The organism is Nocardia sp. NPDC019395, from assembly GCF_040632335.1.
Classification (GTDB): domain Bacteria; phylum Actinomycetota; class Actinomycetes; order Mycobacteriales; family Mycobacteriaceae; genus Nocardia.
This window is the reverse complement of the sequence record NZ_JBEYBT010000001.1, coordinates 342,178-360,409: the sequence shown is the minus strand read 5'-3', so window position 1 is coordinate 360,409 and position 18,232 is coordinate 342,178. Positions and strand designations below refer to the sequence as shown.

General features: G+C 67.1%; 18 protein-coding genes. 13 read left to right on the top strand and 5 right to left on the bottom strand.

All coding sequences use genetic code 11. The features are described from left to right. The 4 genes from ABZ827_RS01670 to mftE all read right to left on the bottom strand — a co-directional run bounded on the left by ABZ827_RS01670 (window position 1) and on the right by mftE (window position 4,311). On the bottom strand, window positions 1–1,677 hold the full coding sequence (locus ABZ827_RS01670; protein WP_357231283.1) for a fumarate hydratase: 1,677 nt from the start codon (window positions 1,675–1,677) through the stop codon (window positions 1–3). A 152-nt stretch (window positions 1,678–1,829) separates the two neighbouring features. After that, a complete protein-coding gene (locus ABZ827_RS01665; RefSeq protein WP_357231280.1) occupies window positions 1,830–2,312 on the bottom strand; it encodes an NUDIX hydrolase in 483 nt (160 codons plus the stop codon). Window positions 2,313–2,395: 83 nt separating this feature from the next. Continuing rightward, window positions 2,396–3,613 (bottom strand): pre-mycofactocin synthase MftD, encoded by a 1,218-nt coding sequence (mftD, locus tag ABZ827_RS01660; protein WP_357231277.1) that lies wholly within the window; start codon window positions 3,611–3,613, stop codon window positions 2,396–2,398. Further along, entirely contained in the window at window positions 3,610–4,311 is a 702-nt protein-coding gene (mftE, locus tag ABZ827_RS01655) for a mycofactocin biosynthesis peptidyl-dipeptidase MftE (RefSeq protein ID WP_357231274.1), read from the bottom strand. The genes mftD and mftE overlap by 4 nt, the downstream gene beginning before the upstream one ends. 121 nt (window positions 4,312–4,432) lie before the next feature. Here mftE and mftR point away from each other — a divergent pair, with 121 nt between their 5' ends. The 7 genes from mftR to ABZ827_RS01620 all read left to right on the top strand — a co-directional run bounded on the left by mftR (window position 4,433) and on the right by ABZ827_RS01620 (window position 10,247). After that, window positions 4,433–5,050: a mycofactocin system transcriptional regulator gene (gene mftR, locus ABZ827_RS01650; RefSeq protein ID WP_357231271.1), complete on the top strand. Its 618-nt coding sequence runs from the start codon at window positions 4,433–4,435 to the stop codon at window positions 5,048–5,050. A 116-nt stretch (window positions 5,051–5,166) separates the two neighbouring features. Beyond that, the gene (locus ABZ827_RS01645) at window positions 5,167–6,069 is read left to right on the top strand and encodes an STAS domain-containing protein (protein ID WP_280399396.1); all 903 of its coding nucleotides are present in this window, start codon (window positions 5,167–5,169) and stop codon (window positions 6,067–6,069) included. A gap of 10 nt (window positions 6,070–6,079) precedes the next feature. Then, window positions 6,080–6,472: an STAS domain-containing protein gene (locus tag ABZ827_RS01640; RefSeq protein WP_357231267.1), complete on the top strand. Its 393-nt coding sequence runs from the start codon at window positions 6,080–6,082 to the stop codon at window positions 6,470–6,472. Next, window positions 6,462–6,875, top strand: coding sequence for an anti-sigma regulatory factor (locus tag ABZ827_RS01635; protein ID WP_357231264.1), 414 nt, complete (start codon window positions 6,462–6,464; stop codon window positions 6,873–6,875). The genes ABZ827_RS01640 and ABZ827_RS01635 overlap by 11 nt, the downstream gene beginning before the upstream one ends. Further along, window positions 6,868–7,503 (top strand): SpoIIE family protein phosphatase, encoded by a 636-nt coding sequence (locus tag ABZ827_RS01630; RefSeq protein WP_357231261.1) that lies wholly within the window; start codon window positions 6,868–6,870, stop codon window positions 7,501–7,503. The genes ABZ827_RS01635 and ABZ827_RS01630 overlap by 8 nt, the downstream gene beginning before the upstream one ends. Before the next feature lie 28 nt (window positions 7,504–7,531). Next, the gene (locus ABZ827_RS01625) at window positions 7,532–9,862 is read left to right on the top strand and encodes a SpoIIE family protein phosphatase (protein WP_357231258.1); all 2,331 of its coding nucleotides are present in this window, start codon (window positions 7,532–7,534) and stop codon (window positions 9,860–9,862) included. A gap of 46 nt (window positions 9,863–9,908) precedes the next feature. Further along, entirely contained in the window at window positions 9,909–10,247 is a 339-nt protein-coding gene (locus tag ABZ827_RS01620; RefSeq protein WP_357231255.1) for an STAS domain-containing protein, read from the top strand. Window positions 10,248–10,333: 86 nt separating this feature from the next. Here the strand turns inward: ABZ827_RS01620 and ABZ827_RS01615 are convergent, their stop codons facing one another. Further along, window positions 10,334–11,374 (bottom strand): LLM class F420-dependent oxidoreductase, encoded by a 1,041-nt coding sequence (locus ABZ827_RS01615; RefSeq protein WP_357231252.1) that lies wholly within the window; start codon window positions 11,372–11,374, stop codon window positions 10,334–10,336. 129 nt (window positions 11,375–11,503) lie between these two features. Here ABZ827_RS01615 and ABZ827_RS01610 point away from each other — a divergent pair, with 129 nt between their 5' ends. From ABZ827_RS01610 to ABZ827_RS01585, 6 genes are all read left to right on the top strand, one after another. Beyond that, the gene (locus ABZ827_RS01610) at window positions 11,504–12,166 is read left to right on the top strand and encodes a cyclodeaminase/cyclohydrolase family protein (RefSeq protein WP_357231249.1); all 663 of its coding nucleotides are present in this window, start codon (window positions 11,504–11,506) and stop codon (window positions 12,164–12,166) included. Window positions 12,167–12,386: 220 nt separating this feature from the next. Next, a complete protein-coding gene (locus ABZ827_RS01605; protein WP_357231246.1) occupies window positions 12,387–12,668 on the top strand; it encodes a hypothetical protein in 282 nt (93 codons plus the stop codon). Window positions 12,669–12,939: 271 nt separating this feature from the next. Next, window positions 12,940–14,091 (top strand): glycosyltransferase family 4 protein, encoded by a 1,152-nt coding sequence (locus ABZ827_RS01600; RefSeq protein WP_357234366.1) that lies wholly within the window; start codon window positions 12,940–12,942, stop codon window positions 14,089–14,091. Beyond that, a complete protein-coding gene (locus ABZ827_RS01595; protein WP_357231243.1) occupies window positions 14,088–16,199 on the top strand; it encodes a glycogen debranching N-terminal domain-containing protein in 2,112 nt (703 codons plus the stop codon). The genes ABZ827_RS01600 and ABZ827_RS01595 overlap by 4 nt, the downstream gene beginning before the upstream one ends. Window positions 16,200–16,318: 119 nt before the next feature. After that, window positions 16,319–17,071 (top strand): L,D-transpeptidase, encoded by a 753-nt coding sequence (locus ABZ827_RS01590; RefSeq protein ID WP_357231240.1) that lies wholly within the window; start codon window positions 16,319–16,321, stop codon window positions 17,069–17,071. A gap of 92 nt (window positions 17,072–17,163) precedes the next feature. Further along, window positions 17,164–18,186, top strand: a complete 1,023-nt coding sequence (locus ABZ827_RS01585) for a hypothetical protein (RefSeq protein ID WP_357231237.1) — start codon at window positions 17,164–17,166, stop codon at window positions 18,184–18,186. The last annotated feature ends 46 nt before the right edge of the window (window positions 18,187–18,232 follow it).

The window sequence follows — 18,232 nt, the reverse complement described above, 5'->3', positions numbered from 1 at the left end:
TCAGACCCGTTCTTTGGACCGGGTCCGCACGCGCAGCGCGATCGGCTTCTGGGTTTCGGCGAAGAAATCGTTGCCCTTATCGTCCACCACGATGAACGCCGGAAAATCCTCGACCTCGATCTTCCAGACCGCTTCCATCCCCAGCTCGGGATATTCGAGGACCTCCACCGATTTGATGCAGTCCAGGGCGAGCCGGGCGGCGGGGCCGCCGATCGAGCCGAGATAGAAACCGCCGTGTTCCTTGCACGCCTTGGTGACCTGCGCGGAACGATTTCCCTTGGCGAGCATCACGAACGACCCACCGGCCGCCTGGAACTGGTCCACATAGGAGTCCATCCGGCCCGCGGTGGTGGGGCCGAAGGAACCCGAGGCATAACCGTCGGGAGTTTTCGCGGGCCCGGCGTAGTAGACGGCCATATCGCGCAGGTACTGCGGCATCTCCTCGCCCGCGTCCAGCCGCTCCTTGATCTTCGCGTGCGCGATATCGCGGGCCACCACCAGCGGGCCCGACAGCGAGAGGCGGGTCTTCACCGGGTATTTCGACAGTTCCGCCCGGATCTCGTCCATCGGCCGGTTCAGGTCGACCTTCACCACATCGCCGCCGAGGATCTCATCGGTCTGCTCCGGCAGATACTGCGCGGGTTCGCGTTCGAGCTGCTCCAGGAAAACACCCTCGGGCGTGATCTTGGCCAATGCCTGCCGGTCCGCCGAACAGGAAACCGCCAGGGCGACGGGGCAGCTGGCGCCGTGCCGGGGCAGGCGCACCACCCGGACATCGTGGCAGAAGTATTTGCCGCCGAACTGGGCGCCGATCCCGAAGGATTGGGTGAGTTTGAAGACTTCCTGTTCGAGTTCGAGATCGCGGAAGGCATGCCCGGCCATCGACCCCTCGGTCGGCAGGGTGTCCAGGTAGTGCGCGGAGGCGTACTTGGCGGTTTTGAGCGCGAATTCGGCGCTGGTACCGCCGATCACCACCGCGAGGTGGTACGGCGGGCAGGCCGCGGTACCCAGCGAACGGATCTTCTCGTCCAGGAACTCCAGCATCCGGGTGGGATTCAGGATCGCCTTGGTCTCCTGGTACAGGAAAGACTTGTTCGCCGACCCGCCCCCCTTGGCCATGTACAGGAATTTGTAGGCCGGCGCGGCAGTATCGCCGGGGGTCGAGTAGAGCTCGACCTGGGCCGGCAGATTGGAGCCGGTGTTCTTCTCGTCCCACATGGTGACCGGCGCCAGCTGCGAATAGCGCAGATTCAGTTTCGTATAGGCGTCGAAAACCCCGCGGCTGATCCATTCGGCGTCGTCGGCGCCGGTGAGCACACCCTCGGATTTCTTACCCATCACGATCGCGGTGCCGGTGTCCTGGCACATCGGCAGGATGCCACCGGCCGAAATGTTGACGTTCTTGAGCAGGTCCAGTGCGACGAACCGGTCGTTACCGCTGGCCTCGGGGTCGTCGATGATCCGGCGCAGCTGGGCGAGATGCGCGGGCCGCAGGTAATGGCTGATGTCGTGCATCGCCTCGGCGGTCAGCATCCGCAGTACCTCGGGATCGACCTGGAGGAAGGTCCGGCCGCCGGATTCGAAGGTGCTGACGCCCTCGGTGGTGAGCAACCGGTACGGGGTGTCGTCGGCGCCGATCGGGAGCAGGTCTGAATAACGGAATTCGGGAGCGGTCACCGATCGCACTCCTTCGGAGGTGGGCTGCGGGTAGAACAGGGCACAGCCACGGTGAACGCCGCTGTACCGGGGGTCGAGCACAGCGAGCCTAGCGCCAGACCACCACAGCACCCCGGGTAAGGCAAACCTAAATCGTAACCCGGGCGGGCCCGCTATGTGTGAAGCTTCAGCAGGAGGTACGCGGCCAGTGACGGGCCGTCCGTGATCACCCCGCCACGCAACATATCCTCCACCTCCGACTGCGAAAACCAGCCTTGGCGCATGTCCTGCTCGGTGTGTTCACGATTCGGCTCGCCGGGCGACAGCTCGGTCGCGAGGAAAACGTGGCAGCCCTCCCCGGTCATCGCATTCGCGACCTGTATCCGGCCGAGCCGTTCCATCCGCCCGGCCGTGAAACCGGTTTCCTCGGCGAGTTCGGCCGCGGCCAGCTCCTCCGGGCTTCCCGTCTTCCCCTCGGGGAACGCCCCCGAGGGGAACTCCCAGGTCCGAACCCGCACCGGGTACCGGTACTGCTCCACGAGGTGGAAGCCATCGTTGTCCATCGGGATGACGAGCGCGAAGTCGGGTTTCTCGATCACCGAGTAGAGGCCGGGCGACCCGTCCGCACGCTCGATCCGGTCCTCGCGCACCGTCATCCACGGATTTTCGTACGCGACCCTGGATGACACCGTTTTGATACTCACGTCTCCAGTGTCGCGCCACGGCTACCCGACGATGGTCAGACCGCTTCGGCAGCCGATTCCGGAACGCGCAACGGTGCCGGCTCGCCGACGCCCAGCCGGCGTTCGAAACCCTCCGGGATCACGATATCCGAGCGATCCAGTTCGGTGATCGAGGTCTTGCGCAGCCCCAGCAGCGCGGAATCGACCCCGCCGCGCAGGATGTCCAGGACGTTCTCCACCCCGGCCTGCCCGTTCGCCGCCAGGCCCCACAGGTAGGCACGGCCGATCATCACCGCGCGCGCACCGAGCGCCACGGCCTTGACCACATCACTGCCGCGCCGGATACCGCCGTCGAGCAGGATCTCGATCTCGTGGCCGACCGCATCGGCCACCACCGGCAGCGCGCGGATGGACGCCGGGGTGCCGTCGAGGTTGTTGCCACCGTGGTTGGAGACCGAGATGGCGGCCACACCGGCGTCGACCGCGCGCCGCGCGTCGTCGACCCGCATAACACCCTTGAGCATCACCGGCCCGTCCCATTGCTCGCAGACCCACGCGACATCGGCCCAGTCCGGTGCGGTGGTGCCCATCCATTCGCCGTAGGCCCCGAAGAATCCGGGTGCGGGGGCCTCGCCGAGCGCCATATTGGGCGCGGTGAGGTCGGGGAGGCTGCCGGACCGCAGGTAGCGGGTCAGCCAGCGCGGTTTGGTCATCACCTGCGGTGCGAAACCCGCCATGGTGCGCAGATCCAGTTTCTCCGGGATCACCGGCGAGCCCCAGTCACGGCCGTGCGAGAACGACCAGTCGAGCGTGAGGATGAGTCCTACCGCGCCCGCCGCCTTCGCGCGCGCCATACGCGCGGAGATATCGTCCTTGCTGCCGCACCAGTACAGCTGGAAGAACGTCGTGGGGTTGGCCGCGGTGACCTCCTCGACGGATTTGCTCGCGAACGAGGACAGCCCCATCGCGGTGCCGCGGGCGGCGGCGGCCCGCGCCACCGCGACCTCACCGTCCGGGTGCACGGCCTGGACACCCGTCGGCGAGATGATCACCGGCATCGAGATCTGCTGGCCCAGTACCGTCGTGGACTGGTCACGTTCGCCGATCGGCCCGGCGACATGCGGGGCGAAACCGAGTTCGGCGAACGCGGCCTGGTTGTCGTCGATGGTCTGGCCACGCTCGGAGCCGGCGACGAGGGCGCCGTACACCGATTTCGGCAGCCGCTTCTTCGCCCGGCGATGAGCCTCGGCGACGGTTTCGAACCACGGGTTCATGGTCGGATCCTTTCCACTGGTTCCGGCCACCATTGCCGGACCTGTTCGAACAATTGAGAGACGAGATCGGTGAGCAGCCGCTCCCCCTCGGCCGCGGTGGCGCCGGTTGGGTCACCGAGGATCCCGTTGGCACTGACAGCCTTGATCCCGCCGGCACGCAACTGCGGCAGCACATCGGCCAGTGGACGGGTATCGCCCGGTCGGGCACGCTCGATCCGGACACGATCCGGTGAAAGACTCAGTTGCAGCGAGGTTTCGGTGCGGCCGGCATGGGCGTCACCGGCGTAGCGAGGGAGGAACAACCGGATATCACGGGATTCGCTACGCAACAGGGTCACCGCCCGGCGTAGCGGCTCCACATTCCCGCCGTGACCGTTGACCAGCACGATCCGGTCGAAGGTGTCGGTGGCGGAACGGCACAGTTCGACGATCAGCAGTTCCAGCGCCGCCTGCCCGATCGAGAGCGTCCCGGGGAAACCACTGTGCTCACCGCTGGCGCCGTAAGCCACCGGCGGTGCGACGAGGGCATCCGGACAGCGATCGGCCAGACCGGCGCACAGCGCGACGGCCATGTCGGTATCGGTGGATAACGGCAGGTGGGGCCCGTGCTGCTCGGTCGACCCCACCGGCACCGCCAGCAGAGCCCCGCCGTTACCGAGGTCACCCGCCTCCGGCCATGTGAGGTCCGCCACTGCCATGCCGCCGACATTAACGTCACCCACTGACAAAATCAACAGCTGTGTCTTCGGCACGCCGACGCGCGGGGTCCACCCGCGGGCCACGTTGGATTACCGGGGTCCCTGCGTACAGAATCTTCCTGTGACGGCACAGCATCCGCGGGGGCGCCCCCGTGGCACCACCAAACGCGCACTCGAACTGATCGCCATGCGGTTGTTCAGCGAGCAGGGGTTCGACGAGACCACCGTCGAACAGATCGCGGCCGCCGCCGGGATCAGTGGCCGTACCTTCTTCCGCTACTTCCCGGGTAAGGCCGAGGTGCTGTGGTCGTCGTTCGACGACGAGGTCAGCGGGTTGCGGGCCGCGTTCGCGACCGTAGCTCCCGACGAGCCGATGATGGCGGCCGTCCGGCGCGTGGTGGTCAACGCCAACCGCTATCGCGCCGAAGATGTCCCCGAACTGCGTACCCGGATGAAGTTGGTGGCCGACGTCCCCGCCCTGACGGCGACCGCGGGCACCCACTACGACGCCTGGGAGCGCGCGGTCGGCGAATTCGCCGCGGCACGGCTGGGTGAATCCGCGGACTCGTTGATCCCGATGGCTGTCGGCCGGACCACCCTGGCGGCCGCCCGGGCCGCGTTCGATGCCTGGCTCGCCCGCGCGGACGCCGACCTGACCGTCTATCTCGATCGTGCGCTGGCCGGATTGGAGCAGGGTTTCGCCGCGCAGAACGCGAAACCGGTCACAACCACCGGATGAACCGGACCGGCAGGTTTCACCGGCGTATCCGCAGGGGTATGACTAGGCTCGGTATCGGCACGACCGCCGAAGTAACTACGATGTACCGGACCGCCGTCGAAAGGGGCACAAGTTACATGTCCGAGGTGTCCATGGGCCTTTCGGCGGACTCATTGGCCGAGGTATCGGTCGACAAGCTGCTTCCGCAGCTCGTCGAGCACCTCCGCCAGAACCGCACCGCTCTGCGGGAGGAGTGGGCGCGGCGAATAACCGAGGCCCGGCTGCTCACCGCCATGACTCCCGAAGAGGTCTTCTCCGAGGCCACGTCGGTGTACGACAACTATGTCGAGGTGCTCGAGACCGGCAGCGTCGAAGCGCTGCAGGCCTACGCCCGCGATCTGTCCGAGCGCATCATTCCCCGTGGGGTCGAGACCGACGAGGTCCTCGGCATGGTGCTGCTGCTGCGCGATGTGCTGGCCCGCTCGCTGTTCGAGAAGTACCAGTCGAATTTCGAACTGCTCAATGCCGTCCTCGACGCCTACGAACCGGCCGCGAACCGGATCGCCAACACCGTGGGTGTTTCCTTCGTCCAAGAGCGCGAGCGCGTCATCCGGCAGCAGCAGGAGGCCATCCGCGAGCTGTCCACCCCGGTTCTCCAGGTGCGCGAACAGCTGCTGATCCTGCCGATAATCGGCGTGCTCGACAGCCAGCGCGCCCGGCAGCTCACCGAACAGCTGCTGCGCGCGATCCGGAACAACCGAGCCAAGGTGGTCGTCATCGATATCACCGGTGTGCCCGATATCGACTCCACGGTCGCCAACCACCTGGTGCAGACGGTGGACGCCTCCGGGCTGATGGGTGCCAGCGTCATCATGACCGGCCTGTCCTCGGAGATCGCGCTGACACTGGTGACCATCGGCCTCGATCTGTCGAAGATGAACGCGGTCGGCGATCTGCAGGGCGGTATCGAAGAAGCGGAGCGGTTACTGGGCTATGAAGTGTCCAGAGTGACCGAGCGCAGCGAACGCGATTCGCGCTGACGGAACAGTTATGCCAGTACCTATCCTCAAACAGGGCACATATCTGATCGCGTCCGTGCAGTCCGCGCTGACCGATGCCGATACCGAGCGCCTGCAGGACGACCTGATGAACCAGGTCAGCAAATACCGCGCGCAGGGCATCATCGTCGACGTGACGGCCATCGACGTGATGGATTCCTTTGCCGCCAGATCCTTGCGCACGATCGCGCATATGACACAGCTGCGGGGCGCCGAGACGGTGATCGTCGGGCTGCAGCCCGAGGTCGCATTCGCTATGGTGCAACTCGGCCTCACCTTCGAGGATATGCACACCGCACTGGACCTCGAGGAGGGCTTGGCTTGGCTGAACCGGAAGGCTTCGGCCCGGCACCAGCACCGAGATGGTCGTGACAGTGGCCGCTGATCGGGTGGTAATCGCGGTGAAGATGTCGAACGACATCGTGACCGCACGTCAGGCCGGGCGGGAGCTGGCCGAGGAGCTCGGCTTCACACTCACCGACCGGACCATGATCTCCACCGCGATCTCCGAGGTCGCGCGGAATATCACCAGCTACGCCGGCAGTGGCGAGATCCGGCTGCACGTGGACGAGCGCGACGGACGTCGCGCTCTCGTGGTTCAGGCCAAAGATCAGGGACCCGGCATCATCGATATCGCCCGGGCCATGGAAGACGGTTATTCCACCGGCCTGGGCCTGGGTTTGGGCCTACCCGGCGCCAAACGGCTGATGGACGGTATGGCCATCGACTCCGCACCCGGCCAGGGCACGTTGGTCGAGATGTGGAAGTGGGTACCCCACGGTGCATGAGGACGGGTTCATCGGCCGGATCGAATGGGCAATGGCCGGCCGCGCCCTCCCCGGACAGGATGTTTCCGGGGACCGCTGCGTTGTTCTGGACACCGGCACCGGCTCGGTACTGTTCGCGGTGCTCGACGGTCTCGGCCACGGCGCCGCCGCCGCCGCCGCGGTGGATCGCGCGTCCCGGGTACTCGCCGAGAATCGCGCCGAACCGTTGGATGTGCTGATGGTGCTGTGTCATCGGGCGATGTCGGACACCCGCGGTGCCGCCGTGACGCTGGCCCTGTTCAGCACACAGGAGGCGCAGTGGCTCGGGGTCGGCAATGTGGATTCCCTGGTACTCACCGCGGGACCGACCGGGCCGCAGGTCAGCGCCACCGTTCTGCAGAGCGGCGGAATCGTCGGATACCGTCTGCCCCCCACCCTGCAACCACAGTCCGTCACAGTGCGGCCGGGTGATCTTCTGCTCATGTCCACCGACGGCGTGGCGGTGGAACCGGGCGCGGGTATCGACCTGGCGAAATCGACGGCGGATATAGCCCGGGAACTGGTGGACCGGCACGCCAAGGACAGCGACGACGCACTCGTGCTCGCCGCCCGGGTGCGTGGCGTTTCGAATGGAGCCGCTCACGAGTGAGAAGCGTCGTGATCCCCTTGGGCAGACCATGAGCGAGATACTGGCGGCGTTCCTGGACGCCTATGCCGACGCGCTGCGCCGCCATCTCGCCGCGCCCGAGCGCGACGGGCTGGCCGAGGCCCACGAACTCGGCCGGCGCGCGCTGGTCGAAGGAATCAGCCTGCTCGATCTCACCGAGCACCACTTCCGGGTCGCGAAGCAGGTGCAGATCGAAGCGGGTGAACCGGAGGACACCGCCGCCTCCGCCCGCCCGGACACCCCACTGGCCGAGAACGCGCTCGAATTCCTCCTGCAGACCCTGATCACGCTGGACGTGGCCACCCGCGGCTACCTCGACGGCACCCGCCGCTACGAACAGCAACGATCCCGCGCCGACGATCTCGCGGGCCGCGACGAATTCCGCACGGCCCTGGTGGAATCGCTGCAGGACGGATTCTTCGTCGCCGACGCCCATGGCACGCTGATCGAGGTCAACAAGGCATTCGGCGAGCTCACCGGCTACGGGGCGACGGGAGTCCCCTATTCCCTGCCACACCCCTGGGCGATCCCGGAGGGCCCGCGCTACCCCGATCTGGGCACCGAGGCCTCACGTTTCGTCATACCGATCCAGCACCGTGACGGCCGGCGCCGCTGGATCGGGGTGAGTACCAGCGCCCTGGTGAAACCGGACGGCGAGGAACATATATTCGTCGGTACCGTCCGCGATGTCACCGCCGAACACGACGCCCAGGCCCGCGACCAGGCCGCCAACCGGCTGGCCACGGCACTCGCGGCGGAGACCACGGTGGCCGAGGTTCTCGAGGTCGGGCTGGACGAGCTGCGGCGGACGGTCGGCGCGGAAACCGCGGTCGTGGCCGTATGGGCCGGCCATGCGGCGCCGGAAGTGTATATCTCCGGGACTCCGCCCACCGGATCGTCGGAGTCGACCGGACTCGAACCCGCCACCGAGGCGATTCTCAAACGCGCGCGCCTGCGCCCCGGTCGTACGCTCATCGCCGTCCCCGAGAGCACGGGCAGCGCGGAGGGGATCGTGGCCCCGCTGGGCGAAACGGGTGATTCGGCGCTGTGGTTGCGCTTCGCGGTACCACGGGTTGTCGACGCGGCCGATTGGACGCTTTTCTCGCTGCTCATCGGTCATTTGAGCCTGGCCGTGCAGCGGGCACGCAACTTCGACCAGGCCCGCTCCACCTCGCTGACCCTGCAGCGGGCGATGCTCGGTCCGATCGAACTCCCACCCCGTTTCTCGGTGCACTACGAACCGGCACTGCCGCCGCTCGAGATCGGTGGTGATTGGTACGACGTGGTGCCGCTACCGGACGGAACCATAGGCGTCGTGGTCGGCGACTGCGTGGGTCGTGGGCTGTCCGCGGCCGTAGTGATGGGTCAGTTGCGGACGGCGGCCCGGGCATTGCTGCTGCGGGGTGCGGGACCGGCCCAGTTGCTCTCCGAGCTCGACCCGGTGGCGGCCCGGATTCCGGGTGCTCTCTGCACCACTGTCTGCGCGGCGGTTCTGGATCCGGTGCGCGGGCTGGTCCGCTACAGCAACGCCGGCCATATGCCGCCCATCCTGGCCGATGTCGACAAGACAGGGCGGCTGCTCGAGGGGGGCCGGTCGGTCCCGCTGGCGACCTTCGAGACGCCGCGGCGTCCCGAGGCCACCACCCCGCTGCCGCCGGGCTCGACCCTGGTGTTGTTCACCGACGGGCTGGTGGAACGTCGCGGCGAGGATATCGACGAAGGTTTCGCGAAGATCGCCGTAACCCTGGCCGATACCGCGGCGAAGCTACCCCGGGAGGTGGCCGATTCGGTGCTGTCGGCCTTGCGCCCGGAGGGCGGGTACGACGACGATATCGCCATGGTGGTGTATCGGCAGCCACCCGAACCACTCCGGCTGGACCTACCGGCCCGGCCGGACCGGCTGACCATGCTGCGTCGCACCCTCACGGCCTGGCTGTCGGCCGCCGGAGTACCGCACAATATGACCGCCGATCTGGTGGCGGCGACCAACGAGGCGTGCACCAACAGTATCGAGCACGCCTATCTGGAGGGCGCCGCGGAGACGGACCGGGTGATGCTCACCGCCGAATGCGACGGCGACAGGGTCGTTATCGAGTCGACCGATACCGGAACCTGGCGTCCCCGCCCGGCCGATCCGGGACCACGGGGCCGGGGAATCGATATGATGCGGGCACTCACCGAGGAACTCGAAATCGATCATCCGGGGCCCGGAACGCGTGTCCGGATGTCGGTGACCCTGCCGGCGATAACGTTCCCGGTGGCCAGCGCCCTGCGCGGGACGAACAACCGGTCCCGCGGGGGCTCGATGCAGCGAGGTCGAGAGGCTCATGGCAGATTGTGACGATGTGACGAACTCTTCTCCAGACGCGAACCCACTCACGGATACGATGACGACTTCGGTCGCCGACCACGACGGCGTCACCGTGCTCACGGTGACCGGGGAGGTCGATCTCGCCACGGCCCCCGCCCTGGAGACCGCGATCGACGCGGCACTCGACGCGGGACCGGCCCAGCTGGTCGTCGATCTGGCCGCCGTGAGCTTCCTGGCCTCGGCCGGAATGGCCGCGCTGGTCGCCGCACATCAGCGAGCCGGAGACAAGACGACCATCGCCCTGGTCGCCGAGGGCCCGGCCACCAGCCGCCAGCTCAAGATGACGGCACTGGACACGGTCTTCGATCTACACACCACCCTGGACGACGCGCTCGCGCGTTTCCGGGACAACTGAGCCGCCGGCCTGGGGCCGCCGGACCGGCATCGCTTCCGAGTTACCCGGGGCGATCGAACCGGCGGCATCCAGGAGTCCCGGCCCGGTCAGTCGCAGAGGGTGCGCAATTGTTCGATCAGCGCGACCCGTTCGGCCGGTGTCGCGGCCAGCGGCGCGACATTGAGCACCGTGACCCCGGCTTCGGCGAACGCGGCGATCCGCTCCTTGACATACCCCGCGGGTCCGATCAGCGAAACATCCCGGACCAGCTGATCGGGCACCGCCGCGGTCGCCTCGTCCTTCTTCCCGGCCAGGTACAGCTCCTGGATCCGGTCGGCCTCGGCGCCGTAGCCGTACTTGGTGGCGAGGGTGTGGTAGAAGTTCTTCCCCTTTGCGCCCATACCACCGATATAGAGCGCGAGCATGGGTTTCACGAACTCCAGCAGCGGTTCGACGTTCTCCCCGATGGCCAGGGCCGGACCGGCATAGACGTCGAGCGTGCCGAGTTCGGGTGCGCGCCGTTCCTTCCCGGCGCGCAGGGCGTCACCGAAGACCGCGTCGGCGCGTTCGGGCAGGAAGAAGATCGGCTGCCAGCCCTCCGCGACCTCCGCCGCCAGGGCGACATTCTTCGGGCCGAGCGCGGCGAGAAGCACCGGAATCCGTTCCCGTACCGGGTGGTTGATGAGTTTCAGCGGTTTACCGAGTCCGGTGCCCGCGCCCTCGGGCAACGGGATCTGGTAGTACTTGCCCTGGTAGGTCAGCCGTTCCCGTCGCCACACTTTGCGGCAGATCTCCACGAGTTCGCGAGTCCGCCCGATCGGCGCGTCGTAGGGAACACCGTGAAAGCCCTCGATGACCTGCGGGCCCGAGGCGCCGAGCCCCAGCACGAAGCGGCCGTCGGACACGAAATCCAGTCCCGCCGCGGTCATCGCGGTGAGTGTGGGTGTCCGGGTGTAGAGCTGCATGATTCCCGAGGCCAGTTGTAGCCGGGAGGTCTTGGCCGCGAGGTATCCCAGGGCGCTCACCGCGTCGAACGAGTACGCCTCGGGAACGAACACGATATCCAGTCCGGCCCGCTCCAAATCGGCCACTTCGGCCGCGGCCTCGGTGAAGCCGCCCGAATAATTGATACTCAATCCGATCCGCATGCCCTCAACATAAACCCGGCTACGGGGTGGCCCGGCATCGGCCACGCCGGGTGACGCGGTAGGTTGAAGGCAGCAACATCGTGCGCAGTACAGCTAACTTCGAGCTATCGTGTCGAGAAAGGCCTGATCGTGTCGCAGCCCACCCAGTCGCCGCAGCCCACCGCCACCGGTTTCGGCAGCTCCCCGATCGGCGACTACCTGGGCGAACTCGCGGCGAAGCTACCCGCACCGGGCGGTGGCGCGGTCGCCGCACTGCACGCCGCACAGGGTGCCGCACTGGTGGCCATGGTCGCGCGGTACACCACCCGCGCCAAGGACGCCGAACATCGGCCGGTCATCGACCGGATCATCGAATCCGCCGACGCGGCCCGCGATCGCGCCCTCGCCCTCGCCGATGCCGACGCCGCCGCCTTCACCGCGGTGGGGGCGGCCTACAAGCTGCCCAAGGAGTCCGACAGCGAATCGGCCGACCGGGGCGCGGCGATCGAGAGCGCACTGCTGGAAGCCGCGCGGGTGCCCGCGGCCGTGGTCGACGAGGCCGACGGGATCCTGACCCTGGCAGCCGAATTGCTGCCGATCGGAAACACGAATGTAGTCACCGATATCGGCGCCGCCGGTGCGGCGGCACGGGCCGCCGCGGTGACCTCACAACTGAATATCGAGATCAATCTGGGTTCACTTCCGGCCGACCGCACCACGGCATTCACCCAGGTGCTGGACCGGATTTCGGAAATCACGGCGCGCGCTGATTCGCTACACGAGGAAGTGCTCCATACGGTCCGCACCGGCTGAAACAGGTGCACATATCAGCACGCGCGAATTAACCATGTATATGCCGAACTGGGATTATTCGAGATTCTACGAAGAACGCGGAACGCGTAGAATAGGCGGCGTTCGGAGATAATCATCCTGCTCCACCGCTCGACCCAGGCGACATCAGCTAGACCGGCCGGCGGGGGTACCGGCGGCCGGGGAACTGTTTGCTCCAGCTCGACGAGTGCAGGAGGTAACGGTGAGGATCGGGTACACATCGGCGCCGGCGGCGGCGGAAGTCCCTCAGCCGGGTATCGATGTCATCACCGAACACGGAGTCCTATCCAATATCGCCGACTGCTCGGCGGATCCGGGCGCGTTGACACCGGGCCAGGCCCGGCGCGCCCACGATATCCACAGACTCTGTTCTCCCGAATGTCTGGTTCGCAGACATGCCGGTCTGATCTTGGCTCTTGCCGCACCACCGGACCGGCACAATCCCGATATTTCGCCCGGCCGCTCGGCCCATCGCGGCGATTGATTCCCGCGCGGCGGATAGGTAACCCCGCCTGCGCGTCTCTTTCTGCCCGCCGGCGTATTCCGGCGTGCTTCCATTAGCTTCACCGCGCTCTCAACGAATGGTTCTTGATCAGCTCCACCCATTGGCCGGGCGGCGATCGGCACATGTCGTGTGGCCACTAATCGAGGAGGGAAAGTTGAGCACCATATTCACGAATGAGGAATCCGAATCGGATACTCCGGCGCGAAAACCCCGGCGCGCCCGGTTCGGCGGAGCCGGACGTAACCACCCGCTGAACATCGTCCTGGTCGCGCCCCCGTACTTCGATGTTCCCCCGGCCGGTTACGGCGGTGTCGAGGCGGTAGTGGCCGAACTCGCCGACACCCTCGTCGCGCGCGGGCACCGGGTGACGCTACTCGGCGCCGGAAAGCCCGGTACGGAGGCTGAATTCGTACCGGTCTGGGAGACCACCCAGGCCGAGCGGCTGGGCGACCCGTTCCCCGAGGTCGTCAACGCGCTGAAGGTGCGCCGCATGGTGGAGAAACTGGCCCGCTCCCGGCATATCGACATCATCCACGACCATACTTTCGCCGGCCCGCTGAATGCCCCCGCCTACGAGAACCTGGGTATTCCGACCGCGGTCACCGTGCACGGGCCGGTCGACAACGATATGTGGGAGTACTACGGCGCGCTCGACGAGCACACCCGCCTCGTCGCGATCAGCGACCGGCAGCGGGAACTGGCGCCGAGTTTCAACTGGATCGGCCGAGTCCACAATGCGCTGCGCCCCAGTGAATGGCCGTTCCGCACCGAGAAGCAGGACTACGCACTGTTCCTCGGCCGCTACGCCTCCTACAAGGGGCCGCATCTCGCCCTGCACGCCGCGCACGAGGCCGGTATCAAGCTCATCCTGGCCGGTAAATGCAACGAGCCGCCCGAAAAGGCGTTCTTCGCCAAGGAAATCGAACCGCTGCTCACCGATACCGACCACGTCTTCGGGGAAGCGGACGCGGTCGCGAAACGAGAACTGCTCGCGGGTGCGCGCTGCCTGTTGTTCCCGATCCAGTGGGAAGAGCCGTTCGGCATCGTGATGATCGAGGCGATGGCCTGCGGCACACCGGTGGTGGCGCTGCGCGGCGGTGCGGTGGAGGAGGTCGTCGAAGACGGTGTCACCGGCATCCTCTGCGACCATCCGGACGAATTACCGGCCGCGATCGCCAAGGCGAGCGAACTCGATCCCCATGCCTGCCGGCGCCGTGTCGAGGATTATTTCGGCGTCGATCAGCTCGGTGCGGGCTACGAAGCCGCTTATTACCGCATACTCGATGCGTGGGACGAAGCCCACAGCATGGGGCAGGCATTGACCGCCGTCGGTACGCGCCGCAACGCGGTACCCGCGATCCGCGCCGACGCCGGCACGACACCGGTATGGAGTAGGGCATGAACGCACCGCCGAGAATTCTCAACTCCGGCCAGCCCGCCGCCGTCAACGGCGGCGGGGGGACGGTCACCCTGGTCGAGGCGAGCACTTTCTGCTTGTCCGACCCACTCGGCGATATCCATTCCGGTACTTCGCAAGGCCTGTTCTACCGTGATTCGCGGGTGATCTCCCGCTGGGAACTGCGCCTGGACGGCCAACCCGCCGAACATCTCACGGTGCTCACGCCGGAGGCGTTCAAGGGCCGGTTCATCCTGCGCAAACCGCCGCGCGCCGGGGTCGCCGACAGTACCGTGCTCGTGGTGCGCCGGCGGCTCATCGGCAACGGCCTCAAGGAGGCCATCTCCGTGCACAACCTCGGCCACGAGGACACGGCGATGACCATAACCTTGTTCGTCGACTCCGATTTCGCGGATCTCTTCGCGGTCAAGGAGGGCCGCAATCACGGCGGCGGTGCCGAGCACAACGCCAGCGACGGTGATCTGCACCTGACCGACCACAACGAACCCGGTCGTGGCCTGACCATCAGCGCGACGGCCGGGGCGGTCATGCTGCCCGGCACCATCACCTGGCAGGTGGTGGTGCCGGCCCGGGGCCGGTGGGATACCGAGATCCTGGCCCAGCCGGTGATATCGCACCGCAGGGTGCAGATGGCTTTCGGTGACGACGAGGACAGCCCGATCAGCCGGCTCAAGGCGTGGCGGGCCACCGCCACCGATCTGACGGCCACCGATCCGGCGTTGTCGGAGGTCCTGCAGCGCACCGAGAGTGATCTGGGCGCCCTGCGTATCGACGGCAGTACCGACGGCGCCCCGGCCTACGTCGCCGCGGGCGCGCCCTGGTTCATGGCTCTTTTCGGCCGGGACAGCCTGATCACCTCGTGGATGGCACTCCCGCTGGATTCGGCCCTGGCCGTCGGCACGCTGCGGCGGCTGGCGGATCTGCAGGGGACGAAGGTCAATCCGATCACCGAGGAGGAGCCGGGCCGCATCATGCACGAAATGCGGCACGGCCCGGCCAGCGGACAGGTACTCGGCGGCACCGTGTACTACGGGTCGGTCGACGCGACCCCCTTGTTCGTCATGCTGCTGGCCGAATGCTGGCGCTGGGGCGCCGGTGACGCCGTGGTGCGGGAACTGCTCCCGGCCGCCGACGCGGCCCTCGCCTGGATCGACGAATACGGCGACGCCGACGGAGACGGTTTCGTCGAATACCGCCGGAAAACCGATCGCGGCCTGAGCAACCAGGGCTGGAAGGACAGCTTCGACTCCATCAACGACGCGACCGGGCATCTGGCGGAACCGTCCATCGCCCTCTGCGAGGTGCAGGGGTATGTGTACGCGGCCCGGCTGGCCCGCGCCCAGCTCGCCGAGCACTTCGGCGATACCGGTACCGCCACCCGCCTGCGCGAACAGGCCGAGAACCTCAAGGACCGGTTCGACGAGGCCTTCTGGGTCGCCAAGAACGGCTGGTACGCGATCGCCTTGGACGGCCAGAAGAACCAGGTCGACGCATTGACCAGTAATGCCGCGCAATGCCTGTGGACCGGCATCGTCTCCGACGAACGCGCCGCCGAACTCGTCGAGCGGCTCGCCGATGTAGCCATGGACAGCGGTTTCGGGTTGCGTACGCTGGCGTCCTCCATGGGCGCCTTCAACCCGATGAGCTATCACAACGGATCCGTATGGCCGCACGACACCGCCATCGCCGTGGCCGGACTGTTGCGATATCGCCATATCCCGGGCGCGAGCGAACTGGCCGAACGGCTCACCACCGGACTGCTCGACGCGGCCGGTGAGTTCGGCGGGCGGCTACCCGAGCTGTTCTGCGGGTTCGCCCGAACCGAGTTCCGGTCACCGGTCCCCTACCCGACCTCCTGCTCCCCCCAGGCCTGGGCCAGCGCCGCACCGCTGCTGCTGGTGCGCTCGTTCCTCGGCCTGTCGCCCTGCGCGCCGCATCGGACCCTGCGGGTGACACCGCAGCTCCCGCGGGAATGGGGCAAAGTGGGCCTGACCGATCTACGGCTGGGCCCGGCGACGGTCAGTATTCACGCCGAGGGGACAACGATGCATGTCCACGGGTTGCCCGATGATTGGAAACTTGTCACCGAATAGCAATCGCCCGGTGTGTCAACATCGCAAACGGGTGCCAGGACGGTATCCTGGCTGGTTCAGTTGATCATGGCCCCTTAGGATGGACGTCTGTCCACCAGTCCTCCGTAAGGGGTGGAACCATGAATATTGTTGTCCGGCACGTTTTTCTGGCACTCGCGATCGCACTGTCGGTGATCGTCGTCCCAGCCGGGGCGAACGCCATGACCGGCGACGTACCCAGCCCCGCACCCACTGCCTCGGTCGTTCCGGCCGACGGCGCCGTCGTGGGGATCGCCCATCCAGTTACCGTCCGGTTCCCGGACGCGGTCGCCGATCGCGCCCGGGCCGAGAAAACGCTGTCGGTCACCGCCGGTGCACCGCTGCCCGGTACCTACGCCTGGCGCGGTGACCGGGAACTGACCTGGACCCCCAGCGGATACCTGCCGGCGAATACGACGTTCACCGTGAATTTCGGTGATCAGCGCACCCAGTTCCAGACGAACGGCGGTTTGATCGCCGACGCGAACATGTCCACGCACACCTTCACCGTCAGCATCGGCGGCCAGGTGGTACGGACCATGCCTGCCTCCATGGGTAAACCCGGCTACGAGACCCCGACCGGGGTATATCCGGTCCTGGAGAAGGCCCGCAACATCATCTTCGATTCGCGCACGATCGGGATTCCGCTGGATTCGCCGGAGGGTTATCTGATCGACGGCGAATGGGCCGAACGCCTCACCTGGGGCGGTGTCTACGTCCATTCCGCGCCCTGGTCGGTGGATCAACAGGGGAATTCCAATGTCAGCCACGGCTGTATCAATCTGGCTCCCGCCGACGCCTCCTGGTACTACGAGAACGTCGGAATCGGCGATCCTGTGAATGTTCACTGGTGAGTTGTCGCGGCCCCTGGGCTGCGCGGCACCCGGTGCATCCACTAGAACAGTGGAAGCATCGCGCGCAGTGAATCGCCGAAGGGGGCCGCGCCATGGATCGACCACCGCCGGGGCACGGCGCCGGTGAGGAGTACTTCTCCACCCATCCCGGTCGTGCCGCCGGCCATCCGGGCGGCGCCGGCTACCCGAACCGGTCCGACTTCTCCGGATTCGAGGACCCGGACCCGCGACCCGGGCACGGGGACCCGGCCGATCCCGGCCCCGTGCCCGCGGGTCCCGCCGATCACCACTACGTCGGCGATTGGTCGGACTGGATGATGACCTCCGATGGGTATCCACCCAGACCCGGAGGCGAACCCGCGGATCCGGTGTCTCCTGAGCCCAGGCCGGGGTACCCGGCCACACCTGGCGACCACGTCCCCGCCGCCGGAAACGCGGAGTCGGCCGGCGATGGAATACCGGGTCCTGACGCCACGGGTCCGTCCTCCGCGCGGCAACGGCTGCGGGAGCGTCTGGCACCCCGCGAAGCGACCCCACCGGTACCGGCCCGACCCAGCGCCCCACCGGGACGAACCCGGCTGGTTCCGGTGCTGCTGGGTGCCGCCGCGGTCGCGGCGCTCGCCGCCGCCGCATACGTTCAGTTCGCGGTGGTCGGCGCCGACGAACCGGCCACCGCCACGCCCGCGGCGACCGAACCGGGTGTGTTCGGTACCCCGGGGGCCGGAGTACCGGCCTCCGACCCGAACTGCCCGGCCCAGCGGACCGGCAATACGGTGCAGGGCAACGGTCCCGGCGGTACCGGATCCGGGCCCGAGGCGATCTTCGGTTTCCAGCACGCGTACTACGTGGCGCGGTCCGGTGAGCAGGCCCGAACCCTGGTGGCTCCGGAGTCCGCGATACCGCCCGCCGCCGATATCCAGCACGGTATCGACAGCATCCCGCCCGGAACCACGCACTGTATCCAGATCACCCCGGGTGCGTTCGTCGGCCAGTACACAGTGGCCATCACCGAATACCGGCCCGGGTCCGCTCCCCTCGGCTACAACCCGCAACTGGTCACGACGATGCGAATCGGTGACCGAACCTTGATCACCGGTATCGGCCCGATGCCCTGAGTACCACGATTCGGTCCGGATCCCGCCCACCAGCTGGTTAGCGGCG

What these genes read in the sequence shown, in the direction of transcription:
- ABZ827_RS01665 (WP_357231280.1), bottom strand. Translation starts at nt 2,312, where the DNA reads ATGACGGTGCGCGAGGACCGGATCGAGCGTGCGGACGGGTCGCCCGGC.
- mftD (WP_357231277.1), bottom strand. Translation starts at nt 3,613, where the DNA reads ATGAACCCGTGGTTCGAAACCGTCGCCGAGGCTCATCGCCGGGCGAAG.
- mftE (WP_357231274.1), bottom strand. Translation starts at nt 4,311, where the DNA reads ATGGCAGTGGCGGACCTCACATGGCCGGAGGCGGGTGACCTCGGTAAC.
- ABZ827_RS01645 (WP_280399396.1), top strand. Translation starts at nt 5,167, where the DNA reads ATGTCCGAGGTGTCCATGGGCCTTTCGGCGGACTCATTGGCCGAGGTA.
- ABZ827_RS01640 (WP_357231267.1), top strand. Translation starts at nt 6,080, where the DNA reads ATGCCAGTACCTATCCTCAAACAGGGCACATATCTGATCGCGTCCGTG.
- ABZ827_RS01625 (WP_357231258.1), top strand. Translation starts at nt 7,532, where the DNA reads ATGAGCGAGATACTGGCGGCGTTCCTGGACGCCTATGCCGACGCGCTG.
- ABZ827_RS01620 (WP_357231255.1), top strand. Translation starts at nt 9,909, where the DNA reads ATGACGACTTCGGTCGCCGACCACGACGGCGTCACCGTGCTCACGGTG.
- ABZ827_RS01615 (WP_357231252.1), bottom strand. Translation starts at nt 11,374, where the DNA reads ATGCGGATCGGATTGAGTATCAATTATTCGGGCGGCTTCACCGAGGCC.
- ABZ827_RS01595 (WP_357231243.1), top strand. Translation starts at nt 14,088, where the DNA reads ATGAACGCACCGCCGAGAATTCTCAACTCCGGCCAGCCCGCCGCCGTC.
- ABZ827_RS01590 (WP_357231240.1), top strand. Translation starts at nt 16,319, where the DNA reads ATGAATATTGTTGTCCGGCACGTTTTTCTGGCACTCGCGATCGCACTG.
- ABZ827_RS01585 (WP_357231237.1), top strand. Translation starts at nt 17,164, where the DNA reads ATGGATCGACCACCGCCGGGGCACGGCGCCGGTGAGGAGTACTTCTCC.